General features: G+C 46.5%; 19 protein-coding genes and 1 pseudogene. 8 read left to right on the forward strand and 12 right to left on the reverse strand.

The features are described from left to right. The 6 genes from V7126_RS21670 to V7126_RS21695 all read right to left on the reverse strand — a co-directional run. Positions 1 to 521 (reverse strand): NTTRR-F1 domain (locus V7126_RS21670; protein WP_335499042.1); only part of this gene is annotated, 521 nt, incomplete at its 3' end. Between the two features lie 693 nt (positions 522 to 1,214). Beyond that, positions 1,215 to 1,907 (reverse strand): N-acetyltransferase, encoded by a 693-nt coding sequence (locus V7126_RS21675; RefSeq protein ID WP_046130362.1) that lies wholly within the window; start codon positions 1,905 to 1,907, stop codon positions 1,215 to 1,217. A 108-nt stretch (positions 1,908 to 2,015) separates the two neighbouring features. Beyond that, the gene (gene treR, locus V7126_RS21680; RefSeq protein ID WP_046130363.1) at positions 2,016 to 2,732 is read right to left on the reverse strand and encodes a trehalose operon repressor; all 717 of its coding nucleotides are present in this window, start codon (positions 2,730 to 2,732) and stop codon (positions 2,016 to 2,018) included. Positions 2,733 to 2,752: 20 nt separating this feature from the next. Then, positions 2,753 to 4,441: an alpha,alpha-phosphotrehalase gene (treC, locus tag V7126_RS21685; protein WP_046130364.1), complete on the reverse strand. Its 1,689-nt coding sequence runs from the start codon at positions 4,439 to 4,441 to the stop codon at positions 2,753 to 2,755. 66 nt (positions 4,442 to 4,507) lie between these two features. Continuing rightward, the gene (gene treP, locus V7126_RS21690) at positions 4,508 to 5,923 is read right to left on the reverse strand and encodes a PTS system trehalose-specific EIIBC component (RefSeq protein WP_175075906.1); all 1,416 of its coding nucleotides are present in this window, start codon (positions 5,921 to 5,923) and stop codon (positions 4,508 to 4,510) included. A 138-nt stretch (positions 5,924 to 6,061) separates the two neighbouring features. Continuing rightward, positions 6,062 to 6,436, reverse strand: a complete 375-nt coding sequence (locus tag V7126_RS21695) for a DUF1992 domain-containing protein (RefSeq protein ID WP_046130366.1) — start codon at positions 6,434 to 6,436, stop codon at positions 6,062 to 6,064. Positions 6,437 to 6,692: 256 nt separating this feature from the next. Between V7126_RS21695 and V7126_RS21700 the strand changes: the two genes are divergently transcribed. The 4 genes from V7126_RS21700 to V7126_RS21715 all read left to right on the forward strand — a co-directional run bounded on the left by V7126_RS21700 (position 6,693) and on the right by V7126_RS21715 (position 10,040). Continuing rightward, positions 6,693 to 8,654, forward strand: a complete 1,962-nt coding sequence (locus V7126_RS21700; RefSeq protein ID WP_046130368.1) for an LTA synthase family protein — start codon at positions 6,693 to 6,695, stop codon at positions 8,652 to 8,654. A 127-nt stretch (positions 8,655 to 8,781) separates the two neighbouring features. Beyond that, positions 8,782 to 9,534, forward strand: a complete 753-nt coding sequence (gene map, locus V7126_RS21705) for a type I methionyl aminopeptidase (RefSeq protein WP_046130369.1) — start codon at positions 8,782 to 8,784, stop codon at positions 9,532 to 9,534. An 89-nt stretch (positions 9,535 to 9,623) separates the two neighbouring features. Continuing rightward, the gene (locus V7126_RS21710) at positions 9,624 to 9,779 is read left to right on the forward strand and encodes a hypothetical protein (protein WP_099047022.1); all 156 of its coding nucleotides are present in this window, start codon (positions 9,624 to 9,626) and stop codon (positions 9,777 to 9,779) included. 129 nt (positions 9,780 to 9,908) lie between these two features. After that, positions 9,909 to 10,040: a YflJ family protein gene (locus V7126_RS21715; RefSeq protein WP_065894194.1), complete on the forward strand. Its 132-nt coding sequence runs from the start codon at positions 9,909 to 9,911 to the stop codon at positions 10,038 to 10,040. A gap of 36 nt (positions 10,041 to 10,076) precedes the next feature. Here the strand turns inward: V7126_RS21715 and V7126_RS21720 are convergent, their stop codons facing one another. Next, complete coding sequence (locus V7126_RS21720; protein ID WP_175075905.1) at positions 10,077 to 10,727, reverse strand: MOSC domain-containing protein; 651 nt, start codon at positions 10,725 to 10,727, stop codon at positions 10,077 to 10,079. A gap of 112 nt (positions 10,728 to 10,839) precedes the next feature. Here V7126_RS21720 and V7126_RS21725 point away from each other — a divergent pair, with 112 nt between their 5' ends. Genes V7126_RS21725 through V7126_RS21735 form a run of 3 tightly spaced genes read left to right on the forward strand, consistent with a single transcriptional unit; the run spans position 10,840 to position 12,116 of the window. Next, positions 10,840 to 11,151 carry an acylphosphatase gene (locus V7126_RS21725; protein ID WP_046130371.1) on the forward strand — a complete coding sequence of 104 codons (312 nt, stop codon included), beginning with the start codon at positions 10,840 to 10,842 and terminating at the stop codon, positions 11,149 to 11,151. A gap of 45 nt (positions 11,152 to 11,196) precedes the next feature. Continuing rightward, complete coding sequence (locus V7126_RS21730) at positions 11,197 to 11,481, forward strand: autorepressor SdpR family transcription factor (protein WP_046130372.1); 285 nt, start codon at positions 11,197 to 11,199, stop codon at positions 11,479 to 11,481. Further along, positions 11,478 to 12,116 (forward strand): SdpI family protein, encoded by a 639-nt coding sequence (locus V7126_RS21735; RefSeq protein ID WP_046130373.1) that lies wholly within the window; start codon positions 11,478 to 11,480, stop codon positions 12,114 to 12,116. The genes V7126_RS21730 and V7126_RS21735 overlap by 4 nt, the downstream gene beginning before the upstream one ends. Positions 12,117 to 12,134: 18 nt before the next feature. On the opposite strand, the pseudogene V7126_RS21745 reads toward V7126_RS21735, so the two are convergent. The 5 genes and pseudogenes from V7126_RS21745 to V7126_RS21765 form a co-directional block, all read right to left on the reverse strand. Continuing rightward, a pseudogene (locus tag V7126_RS21745) lies at positions 12,135 to 12,715 on the reverse strand (DUF3885 domain-containing protein). Between the two features lie 62 nt (positions 12,716 to 12,777). Continuing rightward, a complete protein-coding gene (locus V7126_RS21750; RefSeq protein WP_175075904.1) occupies positions 12,778 to 13,812 on the reverse strand; it encodes a glycosyl hydrolase family 18 protein in 1,035 nt (344 codons plus the stop codon). 15 nt (positions 13,813 to 13,827) lie between these two features. Continuing rightward, entirely contained in the window at positions 13,828 to 14,925 is a 1,098-nt protein-coding gene (locus tag V7126_RS21755; protein ID WP_046130375.1) for a nitric oxide synthase oxygenase, read from the reverse strand. A gap of 122 nt (positions 14,926 to 15,047) precedes the next feature. After that, positions 15,048 to 16,691 carry a M14 family metallopeptidase gene (locus V7126_RS21760; RefSeq protein ID WP_175075903.1) on the reverse strand — a complete coding sequence of 548 codons (1,644 nt, stop codon included), beginning with the start codon at positions 16,689 to 16,691 and terminating at the stop codon, positions 15,048 to 15,050. A 123-nt stretch (positions 16,692 to 16,814) separates the two neighbouring features. After that, positions 16,815 to 17,600, reverse strand: a complete 786-nt coding sequence (locus V7126_RS21765) for an MBL fold metallo-hydrolase (protein WP_216899059.1) — start codon at positions 17,598 to 17,600, stop codon at positions 16,815 to 16,817. A gap of 149 nt (positions 17,601 to 17,749) precedes the next feature. Between V7126_RS21765 and V7126_RS21770 the strand changes: the two genes are divergently transcribed. After that, positions 17,750 to 18,529, forward strand: coding sequence for an MBL fold metallo-hydrolase (locus tag V7126_RS21770; RefSeq protein WP_254416515.1), 780 nt, complete (start codon positions 17,750 to 17,752; stop codon positions 18,527 to 18,529). The last annotated feature ends 24 nt before the right edge of the window (positions 18,530 to 18,553 follow it).

The raw sequence follows: 18,553 nt of genomic DNA on the forward strand, positions 1-18,553 counted from the left end.
GCTCCCGTCGGACCTGTTGCTCCTGTTGGACCTGTCGGACCTGCCGCTCCATCAGTCTGTAAAAGTGCTACATCGTCTACTATGACATTAGCAGTTCCAAATTGCGGAAGAGTATTAATCAAAATAAACGCCATAGTAGAACCCACAGGAGCAGGATCTGTCGTTTGATAGATTTCAATCCATGTGTTATTTTCTACAACCGGTAATCTATTAAATGGAATATTAACAAATAGCCCCTGTCCAAGGAAGTTAAATGAACTATCAAAAAACGAAACCTGTATCTGCACTTGAGGAGACGGTAAAAATCCCGATTTGGCCAAAGACACTAGAAATTCTAAACCCTCTCCAGGGTTAACTGGGGCAAATTGAGCTATAAATGATACTACATTTCCACCCAGCAATGTTGTCGACCAAAAACCCGAATGAGAAAACTGAGTAGTGACCGTTGCATTTTGGCCAACCCAAGGTGGGAGTGTCCCTGTCTCGAAACCCCCATTAACAACTACATTTTGAATCGACATATAGGATTTTACCTCCTTTTCTTAGATTTGCTTCAATAGTTAATTTAAAGATTGAAGCTAGCATATACTATGAATTCATATATCACTCGGTCACGTTGTTTTCCATACGATTAAAACACATTTATAGCTAAAGTTTGAGCGTCTACTATATTGTTAAAAAATGAATTCTCTTAAAACTTATTTAAAAATAAAGAGAGATGCTCTAAAAGAACATCTCCCTCTTCTCTAAGGGAATCGAATTATATTTAAATCTCTATTGAAAGCTGCTGCAGAAGCTACGTTTGCAGCTGTTGTTACGGCTTTTCTAACTGTATAGGTAACAGTTTGCAGCGTCAGGTACAGTATCAACAAAAGTGCTAGCTAACGGGAATTTTTGTGTTCCAGCTGCCGTAAGATTTCTATTAAATATTCTAGTTTGAAGCAGAGTTCCGTCTCAGTGTGATTCAATACTAATTTTGCTGTATTTACATCCTCTACTGCCAGAGCATAATCGATTTTAACATTTTAACCGCTGCATACAGTTACTTCAGTATTTAACGGAACAGTCGGCGGATTATAGGCTGAAATAGAACCTGAGATATTTGTAAAGAAAAGCGCTGTTTGAGAGCTGGCTGGTCCCGTTGGGCCTGTCGCTCCTTCGTTATTTAACATTTATTCCTTCAAAACCAAAAACCGTCTTTCTATAGAAGACGGTTATTTCATCACCCTGCCCGGGTTGCCGTAAGCGGTTTTTCCGGCGGGAATATCTCTTGTGATGACGGCTCCGGCGCCGATTACGGCGTGTTCTCCGATAACGACAGATGGCAGCAATGTCGCATTGTTGCCGATTTTTGCTCCCCTTTTAATCGTTGGACCTTTATATTGATAATTTCCCGTTCCCATATATTTATCATTTGATGTTGAACAGCACGGACCGATGAATACTTGATCTTCGATTTCCATATCGGCGGTGATATAGCATCCCGTTTGGACGGTAACCCTGCACCCGATCTTTGTATTGTTCTCAACCATGGCGCTTCGGCCGATGATGCTTTCTTCTCCGACTGTTACATTTTCGCGGATGCTTGCCATATCGCCCACAAACACGCCCTTTCCCAAGCGGACGTCTCTGTAGATGACAACGTTTGAACCGATGACGGATCCATCTTCAATCACCAAAGGTCCGCCTGCTTTTTTCGGCTGGCGCGCCATTTTTTTATTTGAAGAAGTCTCTTTGCCGAGTACGGCCAAATCGCCGATCATCACTCCGCTTCCGAGCTGTGTATCCTTCTTGATGATCGCATGGTGGCCGATCGTCACGTCATCCCCGATCGCCACGTTTTCTTCAATGACGGCACCTTCTCCCAATACCACGTTCTTTCCAACCTTAACGGTCTCATGAATCATTCGCATAGCCTCCATTTCTCATGCCTTGCCTTTGGCATCATATTCAGATTGGACGCGATGAGAAACGGCTCCACACAAAAAAACACGGCCGCCGTCAGGCGAACCGTGCTACTTTTCCCGTCTTGCAAAATCGACAAACCGGAATTTATCAAGCCGGTGTCTGCTTTCCGTATATTGAAACAGTGTCGTGTCATCGAGGAACACATAGTTTTTCACGACGACGATGTGCTCATATCCGTTTAAATCCAAATATGTTTGATCCGTTTCCGTACACGGCTCAACGACGATTTCCTTGTGGGCATAGCTGATCGCGAGTCCAAGCTCCTCCTCAATATATTGATAAATGGAATCCTCGCATATCTCTTTCGTTAAAAGCGGGACGCTTTTACGGATAAAATAATCCTTATCAAGGATGACGCGCTCTCCGTTGATTGTCCGGGACCTGACGACTCGCCATACCTCTTCGTCTTCTTTGATCCGAAGCTGTTTTTGGATATATACACCCGGATGGGTCAAGCCGAATTCATGTACGGTCGTGCTCGTCTCTCTTCCAAGCGTTTCGGAAAGCTCTTTAAAACTGACCAGTCCGGAAACCGGGAACTGCATTTTTTCCCTGTTGAGGACGACTGATCCTTTTCCCCTGATTTTTTGAATGTAGCCGTTTTGAGCAAGCATATTCAGCGCTTTTCGAACGGTTTCCCTCGACGTGTCGTGCCGGTCTGTCAGATCGTGTTCCGACGGCAGGATATCGCCGGCGTTCAGGATGCCCTGATCGATTTGTTCGGCGATTTCTTTATAAATCATGACATATTTGTTGACTTTCATTTTTTACCACCCAGCTTAGTTTAGCATGGTTTGGCAAGATGATAAACTATCGATTGATAAGGCTTTACCGTAAAACGGCCGAATTGTTCCGGAATCTCCGGATCGTTTGTGATCAGAACCTCGGCAGAATACCCTTCGCAATCGATAGTTTCAGGCAGGCGGAACTCGGTTTCCTTGCCGTAGAAATTATTGATGACGAGGAGCTTTTCGTTTTTTCCGTTTCTTATATATGCGAAAAGCTGCGGATCGCCTTCAAGAATGAGCTGAAAATCGCCTGTTGTGATAATCTCGTATTCTTTCCGCAGCTCATTCAGCTTTTTATAATGGTAAAAAACCGAATCGGGATCTTGCAGCGCTTCCTCGGCATTGATGTCTTTGTAGTTTGCGGGAATCGGAATCCAAGGCGTTCCCGTCGTAAACCCTGCGTTTTCCCCGCCGTTCCATTGCATCGGTGTCCGCGAATTATCGCGCGATTTCGCTTTTAAGATGCCGATGATCTCTTGTTCGGGCTTTCCTTCTTCTTTCATTAAGCAATACATATTTATAGATTCCACATCCCGATACTGCGAAATATCATCAAATTTCGGATTGGTCATTCCGATTTCTTCACCTTGATAAATGTAAGGGGTGCCTTGCAGCATATGGATCGCCGTCGCCAGCATTTTCGCCGATTTTTTGCGGTGCTTCCCGTCGTCCCCGTAGCGCGAGACGATCCGCGGCTGATCGTGGTTGCACCAGAACAGCGCATTCCAGCCGCCTCCTTTATTCATCTCCGTCTGCCATTCAGAAAGAATCTTCTTTAATTTCAAGAAATCAAATTCGCTTAAGCTCCACTTTTCCCCGTTTGGATAGTCGACCTTTAAATGATGGAAGTTAAACACCATATTCAGCTCTTGACTGTCAGGGTTCGTGTATTTGATGCAATCGGCAATTGATGTCGATGACATTTCTCCGACTGTCATGCTGTCATATTGTGAAAAGACTTCCCTGTTCATTTCATGCAAAAATTCGTGAACGCGCGGACCGTCTGTATAAAACCTCCGTCCGTCTCCTTGGTCGTCATCCGGAAAGCGCTGGTCTTTGGAAATGACATTGATGACGTCGAGCCTGAAGCCGTCAATCCCTTTTTCGAACCAGAAATGCATCATCTCATATACTTTTTTTCTGACCTCTTCATTCTCCCAATTCAAATCAGCCTGCGTCACATCGTAAAGATGGAGATAATATTGACCCGTCTTTTCATCAAATGCCCATGCGGAGCCGCCGAATTTCGACTCCCAGTTCGTCGGCTCTGATCCGTCCGGCTTCCCATCCTTCCAAATATAAAAATTCCGGTAAGGATTGTCTTTCGCCGATGATGCTTCTTTAAACCATCTGTGCTCTGTCGACGTATGGTTGACGACAAGATCCATGATCACCTTTAAGCCGCGTTTGTGGGCTTCCTCCAACAACCGCTCAAAGTCCTCCATTGTTCCGTAATCTTCATGAATCCGGTAATAGTCGCTGATGTCATAGCCGTTGTCACGTTGAGGAGATTCGTAGATCGGCGTCAGCCAAATGACATCACAGGAAAGCTCTTTTATGTAATCAAGCTTTTCGATGATGCCCTGAATATCGCCGACACCGCTTCCTGTCGTGTCGTTGAAGCTTTTCGGATAGATTTGATAGACCACGGCTGTTTTCCACCATGGCTGTTGTTTCGTTTCCATTATCAGCACCACCACTTTCTTTCTATTGAAAAGGGAAAAGAGACCGCAACATGCGTCTCTTCCCGTTTAGGATTTTTGTTTCATTCTTGCATAGACGTATGTTCCGGCAAACGGCGCCACCAGCACAATAGCCATTCCGATCGCAAACGCGCCCCAATACTGGCTCATGATTGAGAAAATGCCCGGGACGCCGCCGACTCCGACAGAGCTCGCCAAAACGCCTTGTGAGGAAATATACATTCCGGCAAGCCCGGAGCTGATCATCGCGATGATAAACGGAAACCTGTACCGCAGGTTCACCCCGAATATCGCCGGTTCTGTAATGCCGAGATAAGCGGAAATACCTGATGTTAAAGAAAGCCCTTTTTGTTTTTCATCTTTTACAATGAACATCATCGCAAGCGCCGCCGACCCTTGAGCGATATTGGAGAGCGCGAGCATCGGCCATAAAAATGTCCCGCCGAGCTTAGAGCCGATGAGCTGCAGGTCAACCGCAAGGAACGTGTGATGCATTCCGGTTATGACGAGGGCCGAGTACAACCCGCCGTACAAGAGGCCCCCAAGAGCTGCGAATGTGCCGAATACCGCAATAAACCCGGAAGTTAAAGCGTTTCCAATTGCAAATGTAACCGGCCCGATGATGATAAACGACGCAAAGCCTGTCACAAGCAGCGTGATCGGAGCAACGACGAGCAGCTGAATGCTTTCGGGAGTCCGCTTCGTTAAAAACAGCTCAATTTTCGCAAGCAAATAGGAAGCGATCAATATCGGCAGCACCTGCCCCTGGTACCCGACCTTCTGCACCTCAAGGCCGAAAAGGTTCCAAACGGGGATTTTTCCGCTTTGCTCCGCAGCACCGTATCCCCAGGCGTTTAAGAGATCCGGATGCACCAGCATGACGCCGAGCACGATCCCAAGAAGCGGATTGCCGCCGAAACGCTTCACGGCCGACCAGCCGATTAAGGCAGGCAGAAAGGCGAATGCCGTTCCCGCAATCAAATTGATCATATTGGCCAGATCAGCCCACTGCGGATAAACTTGAACGATCGACTTCCCGCTGAAGAAAATGTCCTGTGCCGTTAAAATATTGTTGATCCCCATCAGCAATCCAGCTGTAACAATTGCCGGCAAAATCGGAATAAAAATATCTGCAAGCGTTTTCACGGCACGCTGCAAAGGATTCATCTTTTTCTCAGCAGCTTTCTTCACATCATCCTTCGTGGCTTCGCCGATTCCTGTTTCCTTCACGAACTCGGCGTATACGCTGTTGACCGTCCCCTGGCCGATCACCACCTGAAACTGGCCGTTCGCCGAAAACGATCCCTTCACGACGTCAATTTGATCAAGCGCCTCTTGATCAACCTTGCTTTCATCTATTAATGCAAATCGCAAACGAGTCACACAGTGAGTGGCCGCTGCTATATTTTCCGCACCGCCGATAGCATCGGCAATTTGCCGTGCAGATCTGTTCAGTTCCCCCATGCCAACCCCTCCGTTCTATACTTGTATATACATGTTATGCTTTTATTGTATATCTGTATATACAAGTAGTCAACAGATTTTTTACAGCGCTTTCAAAAAAATAAAAAAACAGACCTTTAAGGTCTGCCTCTATTTCTGCTAACGGCCGAACCGGCGATACACCTTATCTTTATAAAAAGCGGACGCAGGTTTGTCGAACAGGCCTTTTTTGTCTGCAAGCCTGTCAAGCTTGAGCCTGTTTTCCGTTTTTCTTTCCATCAACCGCTCGCGTTCGCTTTCGTCCGTACATTTGGCGATCAATTCTTCAATGGTCATCAGCTCTTTTTTCAAAGCCCCTTCATCACCGGCCATTCCGGCGTTTTTCAGCACCCTGTAAGCCATCCGGAGATCTTCTGGAACATGGGCTGCTTCATCTTTTTTAAGCGGCTTGCCCATTCCCGGCAGCCTGTCAAACTCCCCGTCCTCAATCGCCCGCTTAATTCTGTCCTCAGAGATTAGATATGAGAAATCCATGTTCTCACCAGCCTTTTTCATTCATATTATAAATCAGTCTGCCATAAAACAATAACAGAGCCAATACTAGTCTGCGCAAAATATTTCCAGATCGCTGAAAAATCCTCAAAAAACCGTTTTCCGCCGGGGGTTTTGCCGTTTCTTCGGCCGGCTCAGTTAACGCTTTTCTAAATCGGCATTTCATGGTATATTTTATACATTCGTTTTTTCTTTCGTTCCGATGGTTTTATGCTGATCCGGAAAAAGGAGTGTAACAATGAAAAGATTTATAAAGGAAAGAGGGCTTGCCTTTTTTCTGATAGCCGTTGTATTGCTATGGCTAAAAACGTATGCTGCTTATGTAATTGAATTTAATTTAGGAATAACCAACATAGTACAAAAGATTTTGCTTTTTGTGAATCCGATTAGCTCAAGCTTGTTCTTTCTTGGATTTGGACTTCTGTTCAAGAAAAAATTACAGCAGACAGCCATAATAGTGATTCATTTTTTAATGTCTTTTTTGCTTTACGCAAACATCGTATACTACAGATTTTTCAGTGACTTTATCACGCTGCCTACGATCATGCAGGCAAGAACAAACGGCGGACAGCTCGGGGACAGTATTTTCTCATTAATGCATCCTCTCGATGTCTTTTATTTTATCGATACGATCATATTGATCGCATTGGCCGTTTTTTATAACAGACCGTCTGAAAAAACGACAAAGCGTCCGTTTAAAATCGTAATGGGTGCAAGCATCCTGGTCTTTCTCGCCAATCTTGCAGTTGCGGAGATGGACCGTCCGGAGCTTCTCACCCGCTCATTTGACCGGAACTACCTTGTGAAGTATTTGGGCACATACAACTTCACAATCTACGACGCGGTTCAAAACATCAGGTCAAACAGCCAGCGCGCCTTTGCAAAATCAAGCGATGTTACAGACGTCGAAAACTATATCAAAGCCAATTATGATAAGCCGGATCCTAAGTATTTCGGAAAAGCGAAAGGCATGAACGTCGTCTATATTTCGATGGAATCGCTGCAGAATTTTATCATCGACTATAAGGTTGACGGCAAAGAAGTTACGCCGTTTTTAAACTCGCTGGCACACGACAATGAAACGTTCTATTTCGATAACTTTTTCCACCAAACTGGACAAGGTAAAACATCAGACGCCGAATTTATGATGGACAACTCGCTGTATCCTTTATCACAAGGTTCGGTATTCATCAATAAAGCGCAAAACACGCTTCAGTCGGCACCGGCGATTTTGAAATCCCAAGGCTATACATCCGCGGTTTTCCACGGCAACTACAAAACGTTCTGGAACCGCAATGAAATGTACAAAGCCATCGGATATGACAAATTTTTCGACGCGACGTACTACGATATGAGCGAAGAGAATACGAAAAACTACGGCATGAAGGATATACCGTTCTTCAAAGAATCCATGCCGCTGTTAAATAGCCTGAAGCAGCCGTTCTATACGAAGTTCATCACGCTGTCAAACCATTTCCCGTTTGAAATGGATGAAGGCGATACAGACTTCCCGGCCGGAAACACGGGCGACAGCGTCGTTGACCAGTATTTCCAATCGGCTCATTACATGGATCAGGCGCTCGAACAGTTTTTCAACGATCTGAAAAAATCAGGATTGTATGATAATACGATTGTGGTCATGTACGGCGACCACTACGGCATTTCTGAAAACCATAATAAAGCGATGTCCAAAGTATTGGGCAAAGATATTACACCGTATGAGAATGCTCAATTACAGCGGGTTCCGCTGTTCATCCACGCACCGGGTGTCAAAGGGGTAAAATCCCACAAATACGGCGGCGAAGTCGATGTGGAACCTACCCTGCTTCACTTGATGGGCGTGGATACGAAAGATTACTTGATGAGCGGTTCCGACCTTCTGTCTCCTGAACACCGCGAAGTGATTCCGTTCAGAAACGGCGACTTCATTTCGCCGAAGTACACGAAAACGAACGGAAACTACTACGATACGAAGACAGGCAAGCTCCTCAGCGAAAAAGACGTCGATCCGAACATCGATGAATCGGTGAAAAAAGAGCTTGAAATGTCGGATAAAATCGTCGACGGAGATTTGCTGCGGTTCTATAAACCGAAAGGATTCAAGGCAATCGATCCGAACGACTACGACTACACCAATCATAATCCGAAAAGCTCCGAATCCGACGCATCTAAAGCAACGACATCGGAGTCCGGACAATGATCAAAAACACCTGCTTTCTTAGACGGAAGGCAGGTGTTTTTTCGCCGCCAGGCCGCGCTGTTCCTTTTTCGGGAACAGATATGGTAAGCTTGATGTAGAATATAAAAAAAGAAAGCGGGAATGAACTGTGATTGTAACGAATGACCAAGAGCTTGAAGGGCTCAAAAAAATCGGCAGAATCGTCGCTTTGGCGAGGGAAGAAATGAAGGCAAAAGCCGAGCCCGGCATGAGTACAAAAGAGCTCGATCTGATCGGAAAGCAGGTGCTTGAAGCCCACGGAGCCGCATCAGCTCCGGAGAAAGAATACGATTTCCCGGGAACGACGTGCATCAGCGTCAATGATGAAGTGGCCCACGGCATTCCGAGCACTTCTACGATTTTAAAAGAAGGAGATTTGATCAATATCGACATTTCGGCTGAATTCGGCGGCTACTATTCAGACACCGGAATTTCATTCGTATTGGGCAATGGCGATGAAACGCTGCACAAGCTGTGCCAATGCGCAGAAAGCGCTTTTCAAAAAGGGCTCGAGCAGGCGCGGGCCGGAAAAAAACAAAACCAAATCGGCAGAGCCGTATACAACGAAGCGAAGGCAAACGGATTTACCGTCATTAAAAACCTGACCGGCCACGGGATCGGAAAAAAGCTTCACGAAGCGCCGAATCACATTCTAAACTACTATGATCCGTTTGACAGCGCGCTCTTCAAAAACGGAACCGTCATCGCACTGGAGCCGTTTGTTTCGACCAAAGCCGAACATGTTGTAGAAACAGGAGACGGCTGGACGTTCAAAACGCCTGACGGAAGCCTGGTGGCGCAGATCGAGCATACGATCGTGATCACGAAAGGCGAACCGGTCATTTTAACGAAGCTGGATTAATCGATAAGCGCAAACCCGGACTGCCGTCAAAGTCCGGGTTTTTTATGTTACAATAAAAAACAGCATGGCTGAAAGGAGCTCTTTTATTTATGTTGTTTGCCATCATCGGACTGATTTTTTTCATCGAAAGCGTGATATTAACCGTATATGCCCATAAAAAAAAGAACGGTTTTTTGAAATACATCGGAATCGTTCTCAGCATGTTGATTCTTGCGATGGTCATCACCAGTCTGATCTATCGTTAACCTTTCGATTCATACCTTTAGACTGATTCGAAAGAATCAGTTTTTGAAAATTTCGTTATGCCCCTTTTCAACGCTTTTGGATGGATGTTAGAATGCCAATTAATCCATGATGGAAAGGAGTTTTCTGACATGCATTACGGAAGCAAAGGCTGGTATGTTCAAGAATTGAAAAAACTGGGGATGACGACGTATGAAGGAAGAAAGCTTCAAAGCTACAAAACGCACTTTTTAGCGAATCTGCTTGACACTGTAAAAAAATAATCATGACGCCGCACCGTTTTTCCGGTGCGGCTTTTTTTATGCGCCCAGCTGCTTTATAAATGCCGCCCTCCAGCTTTCTGACAAAGCCTCGACCTCAAGGATCTTCCGAATGGCTGGCTGATTATTCCGGTCATGGTACATCAAACGGTTTGCATATGCGACAGTGATTTCGTGCGCGTCACGGGAGACGAAGCGCAGCCGCGAATCAGGTGCAACGATCCCTTCTTCCAGCACCCTGAAATAAAAGCCGCTGTAGCCGGTGTCCCTTACTTTCAGCACCATATCTTTGACATTCAGCTTTTTGGCGAGCTTAAAACAAGGCTGCCGCGGCTGGCTCACCTGCACCAGCGCTTCACCGAGCTTGAAAATGTCACCAATGCATACATCTTGTTCGGTTAATCCTTTGACAGACAGATTTTCGCCGAATGCAGCCTGAGGAAGCTTTTCGCCAAGCGCGTTCTCCCAATACGGATAATGGTCAGCCGGATAGACGCACACGGCCTTATCCGCGCCCCCGTGATGGACGAGATCGGCCTGCTTGTCGCCGTCAAAATTCGTCCTGCTCAAAAATACGGGAGAGCCGGCGGGACGTTTAAAAATCGCCGTCTCCACTTTCTTCCCTTCAAATTCGCATACCTCCGGCGATCCTACATAAATTGACGAAATCTCATACTCTTTTTGATCCAAATCATCACGCCCTTCCTATATTTTCATATTGTAGCGATTCGCATTCTTCATGTCCATCCCGTGATCGAAAAACGGGAAATATGATAGCATAGAAGAAAAGGGGTGTTCTAGGGTGCTTCAATATCGGATCATTGTTGACGGACGCGTCCAAGGCGTCGGCTTCCGCTACTTCGTACAAATGGAGGCGGATAAACAGAAACTGACCGGTTGGGTCAAAAACCGCGATAACGGCACTGTGGAGATCCGTGCCGAAGGGCCTGAAGAAAGCCTGAAACAGTTTCTGAAAGCCGTCCAAAAAGGAAGCCCGTTTTCACGCGTCACAGACGTCACAGTCGAGGAAACGAAACAGCTTGACGGATACCAGAAGTTTAACATCTCATATTATTTTTTCGTGTCTCTTGACTTCTTCAGGGAAATACTTTAGCATTTAGTTAAATAACTAAATACCTAAATATCAAGGATGTTAAACATGAATCAAACCTTTAAAGCATTGGCCGATCCGACTAGGAGAAAAATATTGAATCTGCTGAAAGAACGGGACATGACTGCCGGTGAAATCGCCGGCCATTTTCAAATGTCAAAGCCGAGTATCTCCCAGCATCTAAAAATCTTAAAACAGGCCGAATTAATTCAGGATGAAAAAAAAGGGCAATTCATCATTTACTCGCTGAATACGACGATGTTTCAAGATATTATCAGCTGGGCTTTCAGCTTTACTGAACAAAATGGAAAAGACGAAGGAGATGCAAAATGAAGAAGCACATATTTCCGCTATCTATAATGATCATCAATCTGTTGGTTTGGGTATTCGCGTACCCGCACATGGCCGACCAGGTCCCGATCCATTGGTCGTCCTCAGGCGAAGTCGACCGCTATGCCCCAAAAATGGAAGCGATGCTGACTGCGATGGGACTGCTTGTCGTTGTGTACGGCTTGATGGCCGTCACGCCAAAAATCGACCCCCGCAAGAAAAACTACCGCCTGTTTTCAAAAACGTATGATATTCTCGTCAATGCGATGATGGTGATCTTTTCTTTGATCAATCTATTGATGGTGCTGTCCGGACTCGGATACGATCTGCCGACCCGGAGCATCGCCCCGGTCCTTGTTGGGGCTCTTCTGATCGTAATCGGCAATTACCTTCCGCGGGTCCGTCCCAATTTCTTTATGGGCATTAAAAACCCTTGGACATTGAGCAGTGATGAGATTTGGAAAAAAACCCACAGATTCGGGGCGAAGGTGTTTACCGTCGCAGGCATCTTCATCATAGCTGACGGCTTGTTTGCCATCGGTCCAGGTGTGATTCTGCCGATTATTTTGATTACCGTTTTTGCGCCGTATATCTACTCGTACATGCTATTCCGAAAAGAAAACGGCATGAACAGATAAGGCCGGTTTTAACCGGTCTTATTTATTTGCAAATAATCGATCAATCCGGTCCCTGTCAACGTCTAAAATCCATTCGTTCAACCGGCTGTACAGCGGCTCAAGGTCTTCTTTCCGAGCGGCGATCACATCGCAACCCCGGTCATCATACAAATGGAAAACCATCTTCCGCGAGGCATTCAAAAAATAGATGTCAAAATCGTATCCCGGATTCGAAAAATCTTTGGCGCATATGACGGACAGCAGTTGCCGAAGCGGATATCGCCCTTCGTGCAGCGAAGATAAAAACGGCTGTCCCCCCGATGCTGCAGCCTCTTTAAAATCGTTTTTTGCTTCACGCATTTTTTAAAAAGGTTCATCCGCTTTTTTTGCCCAAAGGTGATATCCGCGGCAATCAGCATGTTATCGGCGGCTGAAAACACCCGGTTGAATATCGCAAGGCTTCTTTCTTTCATCTGCCGAAGGTTGTCCGGTTCTTCATGATCTGCCCAAGGCTTTGCGATTTCAAAACGAATCCCGTACGGCCATCTGTAGAATAACGGCGGTTTTAAGTGCATTCCCATAAAATTCCGTTCCATAAATAAGTCAATATCGTGTTTCATAAAACAGCTCCTTCGGGCATAAATCAGGCTGCCCGTTTTTTTCGGACAGCCGTTTTCAACGTTTATTTCATTCCTTTTTGAACCGCCTTCCAGAACGACGCTGATTCGTGTCCTAAAGAATAAACGGATACACCTGCGATTTTATACTGCCTGGCCAGGCGGCTCTTCGCTGCAATCGTTTTTTCGTCTTCATACCAGACGACATGCTTATGTTTGTTTGCGTCCTTATAAGAAAACATCATGGAGCCCGATTTTTTGTTGTAAACAGGCTTTGCCTTCAGCTTTTTTTTGAGCGCCGCAAGCTCATTCCACTGTTTTAATTTGCTGTTCGAATGATCCTTCAGATCCCAGTCGTTCCCGTAAGACGGAATGCCCATGATCACTTTATTCGCTTTGATCGTCTTTACCGCATATTGTAACGTTCCCTTGATCCAGTTCGTTCCGGCGACTGATCCCAGACTGCCCCAAACGCCGTGTTCGTCGTATGTCATGACTTGCACATAGTCGGCATATTTGCCGATTTTTGCGTAGTCGTACGGCCAGCTCCAGTCATCATTTCGATTATCCGCGCTTTTGGCAGGAACCGATACCATCGTTTTGATCTTGTTCTTTTTCAGTACGCCTGCCACGTATTGAATGAGGCTCGAATACTTGGCCCTGTCGCCCGGTTTTACCGCTTCAAAGTCGATGTTGATTCCGGTAAACGATTCTTTTTTGGCAAGCTTGACGAGCCGGGCGGCAAAATGTTTGCGCACAGTTTTGTTTGTCATGACGCGCGACGCCAGGTTCCCGTCAAAGTCTTGAATCGATTCATTATAATTGGAGATGACCGCCCACGTTTTTATTTTTTTCTTTTTTGCATACGACAGCTGGTTTTTCGGCGTCTCTCCGATGATGTTTCCTTTTTGGTCAAACGCATACGTATCAGGCGCTATCGCGTTCAGATAGCTGTGATAACTCGTCAGCGAACGGTATGATGCCGTCTCCCCCGTCGTATAACCAAGTACGATTTTTGCCCCTTTTGCTTCCGCTCCCGTATAAGTCAAAACGGACAACATAACAGCCAGAGCGGCGCCAAGCCAAAGGTGTTTTTTCATTGCTGCAGTCTCCTTTTACTGTTCGATATAAGGCTTATCCTGATAAAAATAATTCGGTTTTACGGTTTTATTCTCATAATGGCTGTGGAAAATATGGGTCGATGCCGGCGACAGCGGCGGGATCAGCCACGTCCAGCTTGCCGTCAGCTCGCGCCCCTCTTCTGCCTCCTGCTCCTCAAAGCGTTTAAACTGGCTTGCCGCCGTGTGGTGATCGACGATGCTGACGCCTGCCTGTTTGTATGAATGAAGCACGGCCGTGTTCAATTCAACGAGCGCCCGGTCTTTCCACAATGAAGCATTTCGCTCAGTATCAAGGCCCATGATGTTCGCCACTTTCCCGAGCATATTGTAGCGGTCTTCATCGGCTAAATTGCGCGCGCCGATCTCCGTGCCCATGTACCAGCCGTTAAACGGAGCCGCGTTATAATGAATTCCCCCGATTTCAAGCTTCATATCCGCAATGATCGGCACAGCATACCATTTCAGTCCCAGGTCTTTAAACGCTTCAATGTCAGGGTGTGTAAGCGGCACCTCTTTGACGATCGACCGGGGCAGCTCATACCAGACGGGAGGCTTGCCATCGATTTGAAAAATAAGCGGAAGCACGTCAAAATGCGTTCTTTCGCCTCTCCAGCCAAGCTCCTCGCATGCCCTAGTCAAATCGATTGAAGCCGGATCCCCGATGATGCCGTTTTCCGTCTCATATCCCGCATACCTGATCAGCTGGTGATTCCAAATCGTCACCTTTTTTTTGCCGTTTTCCTCAGGAGGAAAAATCGTGATGAACGGTTTGATTTTCCCGTCGTTCGTCGCCGATTTGATATGATGATAAAGCGCGTCCCGAACCTCCTCTTCCGTTTCCGCATCGCGCCTGTCAATGACGGAAAGAGAGTTCCAGAACAGCCTTCCGATGCAGCGGCTGCTGTTTCTCCAGGCCATCCTTGCTCCGTGTTCCAGCTCTTCTGCCTGATGCGAATAGCTCCCCGTTCTGATGATGTCCTCCCGGATTGTATGTAAACGTTCCTTCATTTCTTCGGCTGATTTAGACAATTCTTTATAGCATTGTTCAATGAAGTTCTTTGCTTCCATCCAAAGCGCTTCACGATTTTCCAAATGACTCCTCCCCTTCCTGCTCCCAATTGATTCTTATTTTATCGGTTTTCGTTGAGGTTTAAAACCTTTCTTTCTGAAATAAATGTTAAAAAGCATCCGCCGTCAAGACGGATGCTTTTCGTTTATTTTTGTAAATGAAGCGCTTTTTGATCAAGCATAAAGCGATAGACAGGCAGCTCTTTTCCTTTTTCAGAGGAGATGTAGCCTGTGCTTACAAAGCTGTCAACCGATTCAGGCTCAAGCGCGATCGACAGCAGATTCGTTTGCGGCTGTGCCGTAACATACACTTTTGTGCCTTTCGGAAATTCTTTTTTCACGTGTTTGAGCGCCGTTTCAACTTGAACCACAGGACGGCCTTCTGATTCTCCGGCCGTTTCTTTTGAGGTGACCTGATAGGCTTCTGCTGAAAGTTTCTGCTTAAACCGCAATGCCGCGCTTTTTAAACCTTGGTCTTTCAGTTTTCTATCGATGTCCTCGTGTCCGGGGAGGACGAGATAGGCGACCGGCCGCGTTCGCGAAAGGACGGGAACAGCTTGGCTTGAGTTGTAATATTGAACAGGGACGTCAATCGCCTGCCCTGAAGCGATGTCAGCCATTTTCAGCGTGTCTTTAAACGGTCCGGCAAAATCGCTTTTGATGACCACCTGGTCCTTGTCATCGGCTTTCGCTCCTTTTTGGTTCAGCTTCCATTTTTCAGAGGCGACAAGATGTTTGATTTCCGCCGCATGCTTGACTGTCGTATCTATGATCGTTTTATGCGTCGTCACTTGGGCGGCCACCCTACGTTTAAAGTTTTCGCGGCCGATGTCGATTCCCCTGCTCTCGACAAGAAATGAAAGAGCCGGCTGAAGAGCAAAGGCGTTGCGTCCGATTCTCGCTTCCGGTCCTCCTTCATAGATCTCTATTTTTCCGTCTTCCGTTTTCCCTGTCGTATAGTAGAAATCGTTTGAAAACCCTTTTTCACTGAGCTTTTCTCTGACGCCGTTTACAAAAAGGCTGTCAGATGCGCTTCTGATTCCTTCCGGTATATTTAAATTTTTCCCTGATAAAATTAAAAGATCGTGGTATTTTAAAGCGCCTTTTTCTCCGATATTCTGAAATTCATTTTGGCCGACGCCGTATTCGTGTGCGTCGATGACGACCTCCGGAGAATATTTATTGAATTCTCTATGAAGCGCACGCAGCTCGGGCGACTCAAGCTTCACATGATCCCGGTTTGCGTCAATGCCGCTCGCAAGCTTTCTAGTGAACTGATACGATCCGTCAGGATTGATTCTCGGAACGATGATCACATTGACTTTTTGAAGCACCTTGTCGCCGTAAGGTCCGGCCAGCTTTTCAGCGATGGCCAGAGCCGATTCGCCTGAGGCCGGTTCATTGCCGTGAATCTGCGCCTCCAGCCATATCGTCGGTTTATTGGATACGGAGAGGATGCGGTCGTCTTTTGTAAAGTACAGAACCGGAATCGCTCTTTTCTCAATTGAAAAACCGATATTTTTCATTTTGACATTCGGACTCTTTTTTGTCAGTCTTGTGATAAACCTCATCATTTCTTCCTGTGTCGTGAATGCCTCATCATCCTTTACGAATGCCGGAGTTTGAAACGCTGCCCGAGGCTCCGGATATAATGAAGACAGTTGTTCTGGCTGAGTATATAACTTTCCATAATAAGGGGTGTCAGCAGCATGGACCACACCGGACAGCATCAGTCCGCCCAACAAAAGAGAAATTCCAAACAAAGCCTGTACCCTTTTTTGAATGTTCATCTTTCCTCAGCTCCTTTCACAGCATATCTGCATTATAAATGAAACAACCGCTCCTTTTGTCAAAAAAGTCAGAAAATTAATCATTTGATGCATAAAAACACGTGTTGTTATGGTAATTTTTTCTTACCATCCCTGTGAAGCGGGAAGGCTGTCCGCCAGGCTCGAAAGCTCTTGCGAAAAGTCCGTTCCCTTCATCGGCACGCCGTGTCCGGTCAATAATGAGGCGGGCTTCAGCTCAGCCAGCTTTCGAATCGACTCCCCCGCTTTTAACCAGTCCATCGTGAAATACGCCGGCGGCCCGTTCAGCTCTTGTTTTTGAATCGCAACTTCAAAAAGGGATTCCTGTTCAACCGTCGTGACGGCGTCACCCGCAACCAGCGTTTTGTCCGATTCGCGAAAAAGCGAGATATGGCCCGGGGTAGCAATCCATCTCCAGTCTTCTAAAAACGGAACTGAGCCGTCTTCCTTAAGCGGATTTGCCCTTGACGAAACATCGATCGAATGCCGCGGAAAGAGAGGGGACAGCTTTGCGACCAGCCCGCTTTTCGCCTCAGGCTTTGCCGGTGGGTAATCGGCCTTTCCCGTTACATACGGCATTTCTTCCGGATGGACATAAACGGGAACTTGCCATCTATCCAACAGCTCCTCCAGCGCCCCGACATGATCGAAATGCCCATGCGTCAAAATGATCGCCTTCAGCTGACGATCGTTTTCAAGCAGCTTCTCCGCCTCTTTGATAATGAAAGATGCCGATTTCGGCATTCCGCAGTCGATCAGCACCGCATCACCTGAAGGCGCGAGGATAAAAAACACATTGACAATCTGAACCGTTAATCCGTAAATTCCTTTTGCATATTCCTTGCAGACCCCGCTATTCACGGAGGTCAGGGGCATATAAGAATCGCTCACTTGTATCACCGTCGCTTTACAAAATTTTTCAGCGTTAGTGTGTGCTTACTCCGGTGTGTTTATGAGTATTTTTGCATCGAAGGGGCGGCTTCCCGGCCGGCGGGTGGCATGGTACAGTTTTTTTAAAAGAGCTGGGAGGCGGGAAAGTGATGGAGGATCGCTGGTTTACCGTGACAAAGCTTGATGAGAAGACATTTGCGATCAGTGAATACGGACATTGGGAAAATGTTCACTCCTATTTGCTGCTCGGAACAAAAGAAGCCGCTTTGATTGACACAGGACTCGGGATTGACAATATCAAAAGAATAACCGACAAGCTGACGAGCATGCCGGTTACCGTCATTACCACCCATGTGCATTGGGATCATATCGGATGCCACGGGAAATATGAGCGCATTTATGTACACGAAGCTGAGAAAGATTGGCTCGCCGGCGGAATAAAAGGTCTTCCAATCGAACAAATACGAAAAGACGTGTCACGCGATATTACAAAACCCGTCCCTGACACGTTCGATCCTGAAAGCTATACGCCGTACACAGGTGAACCGACGGGTGTTATGGCAGACGGCGACATCATCGAGATCGGTTCAAGGCCGCTCGTCATTTACCATACACCAGGACATTCCCCGGGCCATATCTGCATCTTTGACGCCGCAAACGGTTATCTGTTCACCGGAGACCTTCTGTATACCGGAGCTCCCATCTACGCTTTTTACCCGACGACAGATCCGGCCAGCTTGGTTGAGTTGCTTGAAAAAATTTCGGCCATCAGGCGTGGGGGGAAGGTTTTCGGCGGGCACCATCAGCTGGGGCTTGATCCCGTCATTTTACAGGAAGCCTGGTATGCGGCATGGCACTTGAAGAAACACGGGCTGGTCAAGCATGGCACCGGCATTCATCGATTTAAAAACCTGAGTTTTCGGTTTTAAGTAACAAAGATGATTGCCTTGCGA

It is taken from the genome of Bacillus sp. JJ675, assembly GCF_036963165.1.
GTDB classification, from domain to species: domain Bacteria; phylum Bacillota; class Bacilli; order Bacillales; family Bacillaceae; genus Bacillus; species Bacillus glycinifermentans.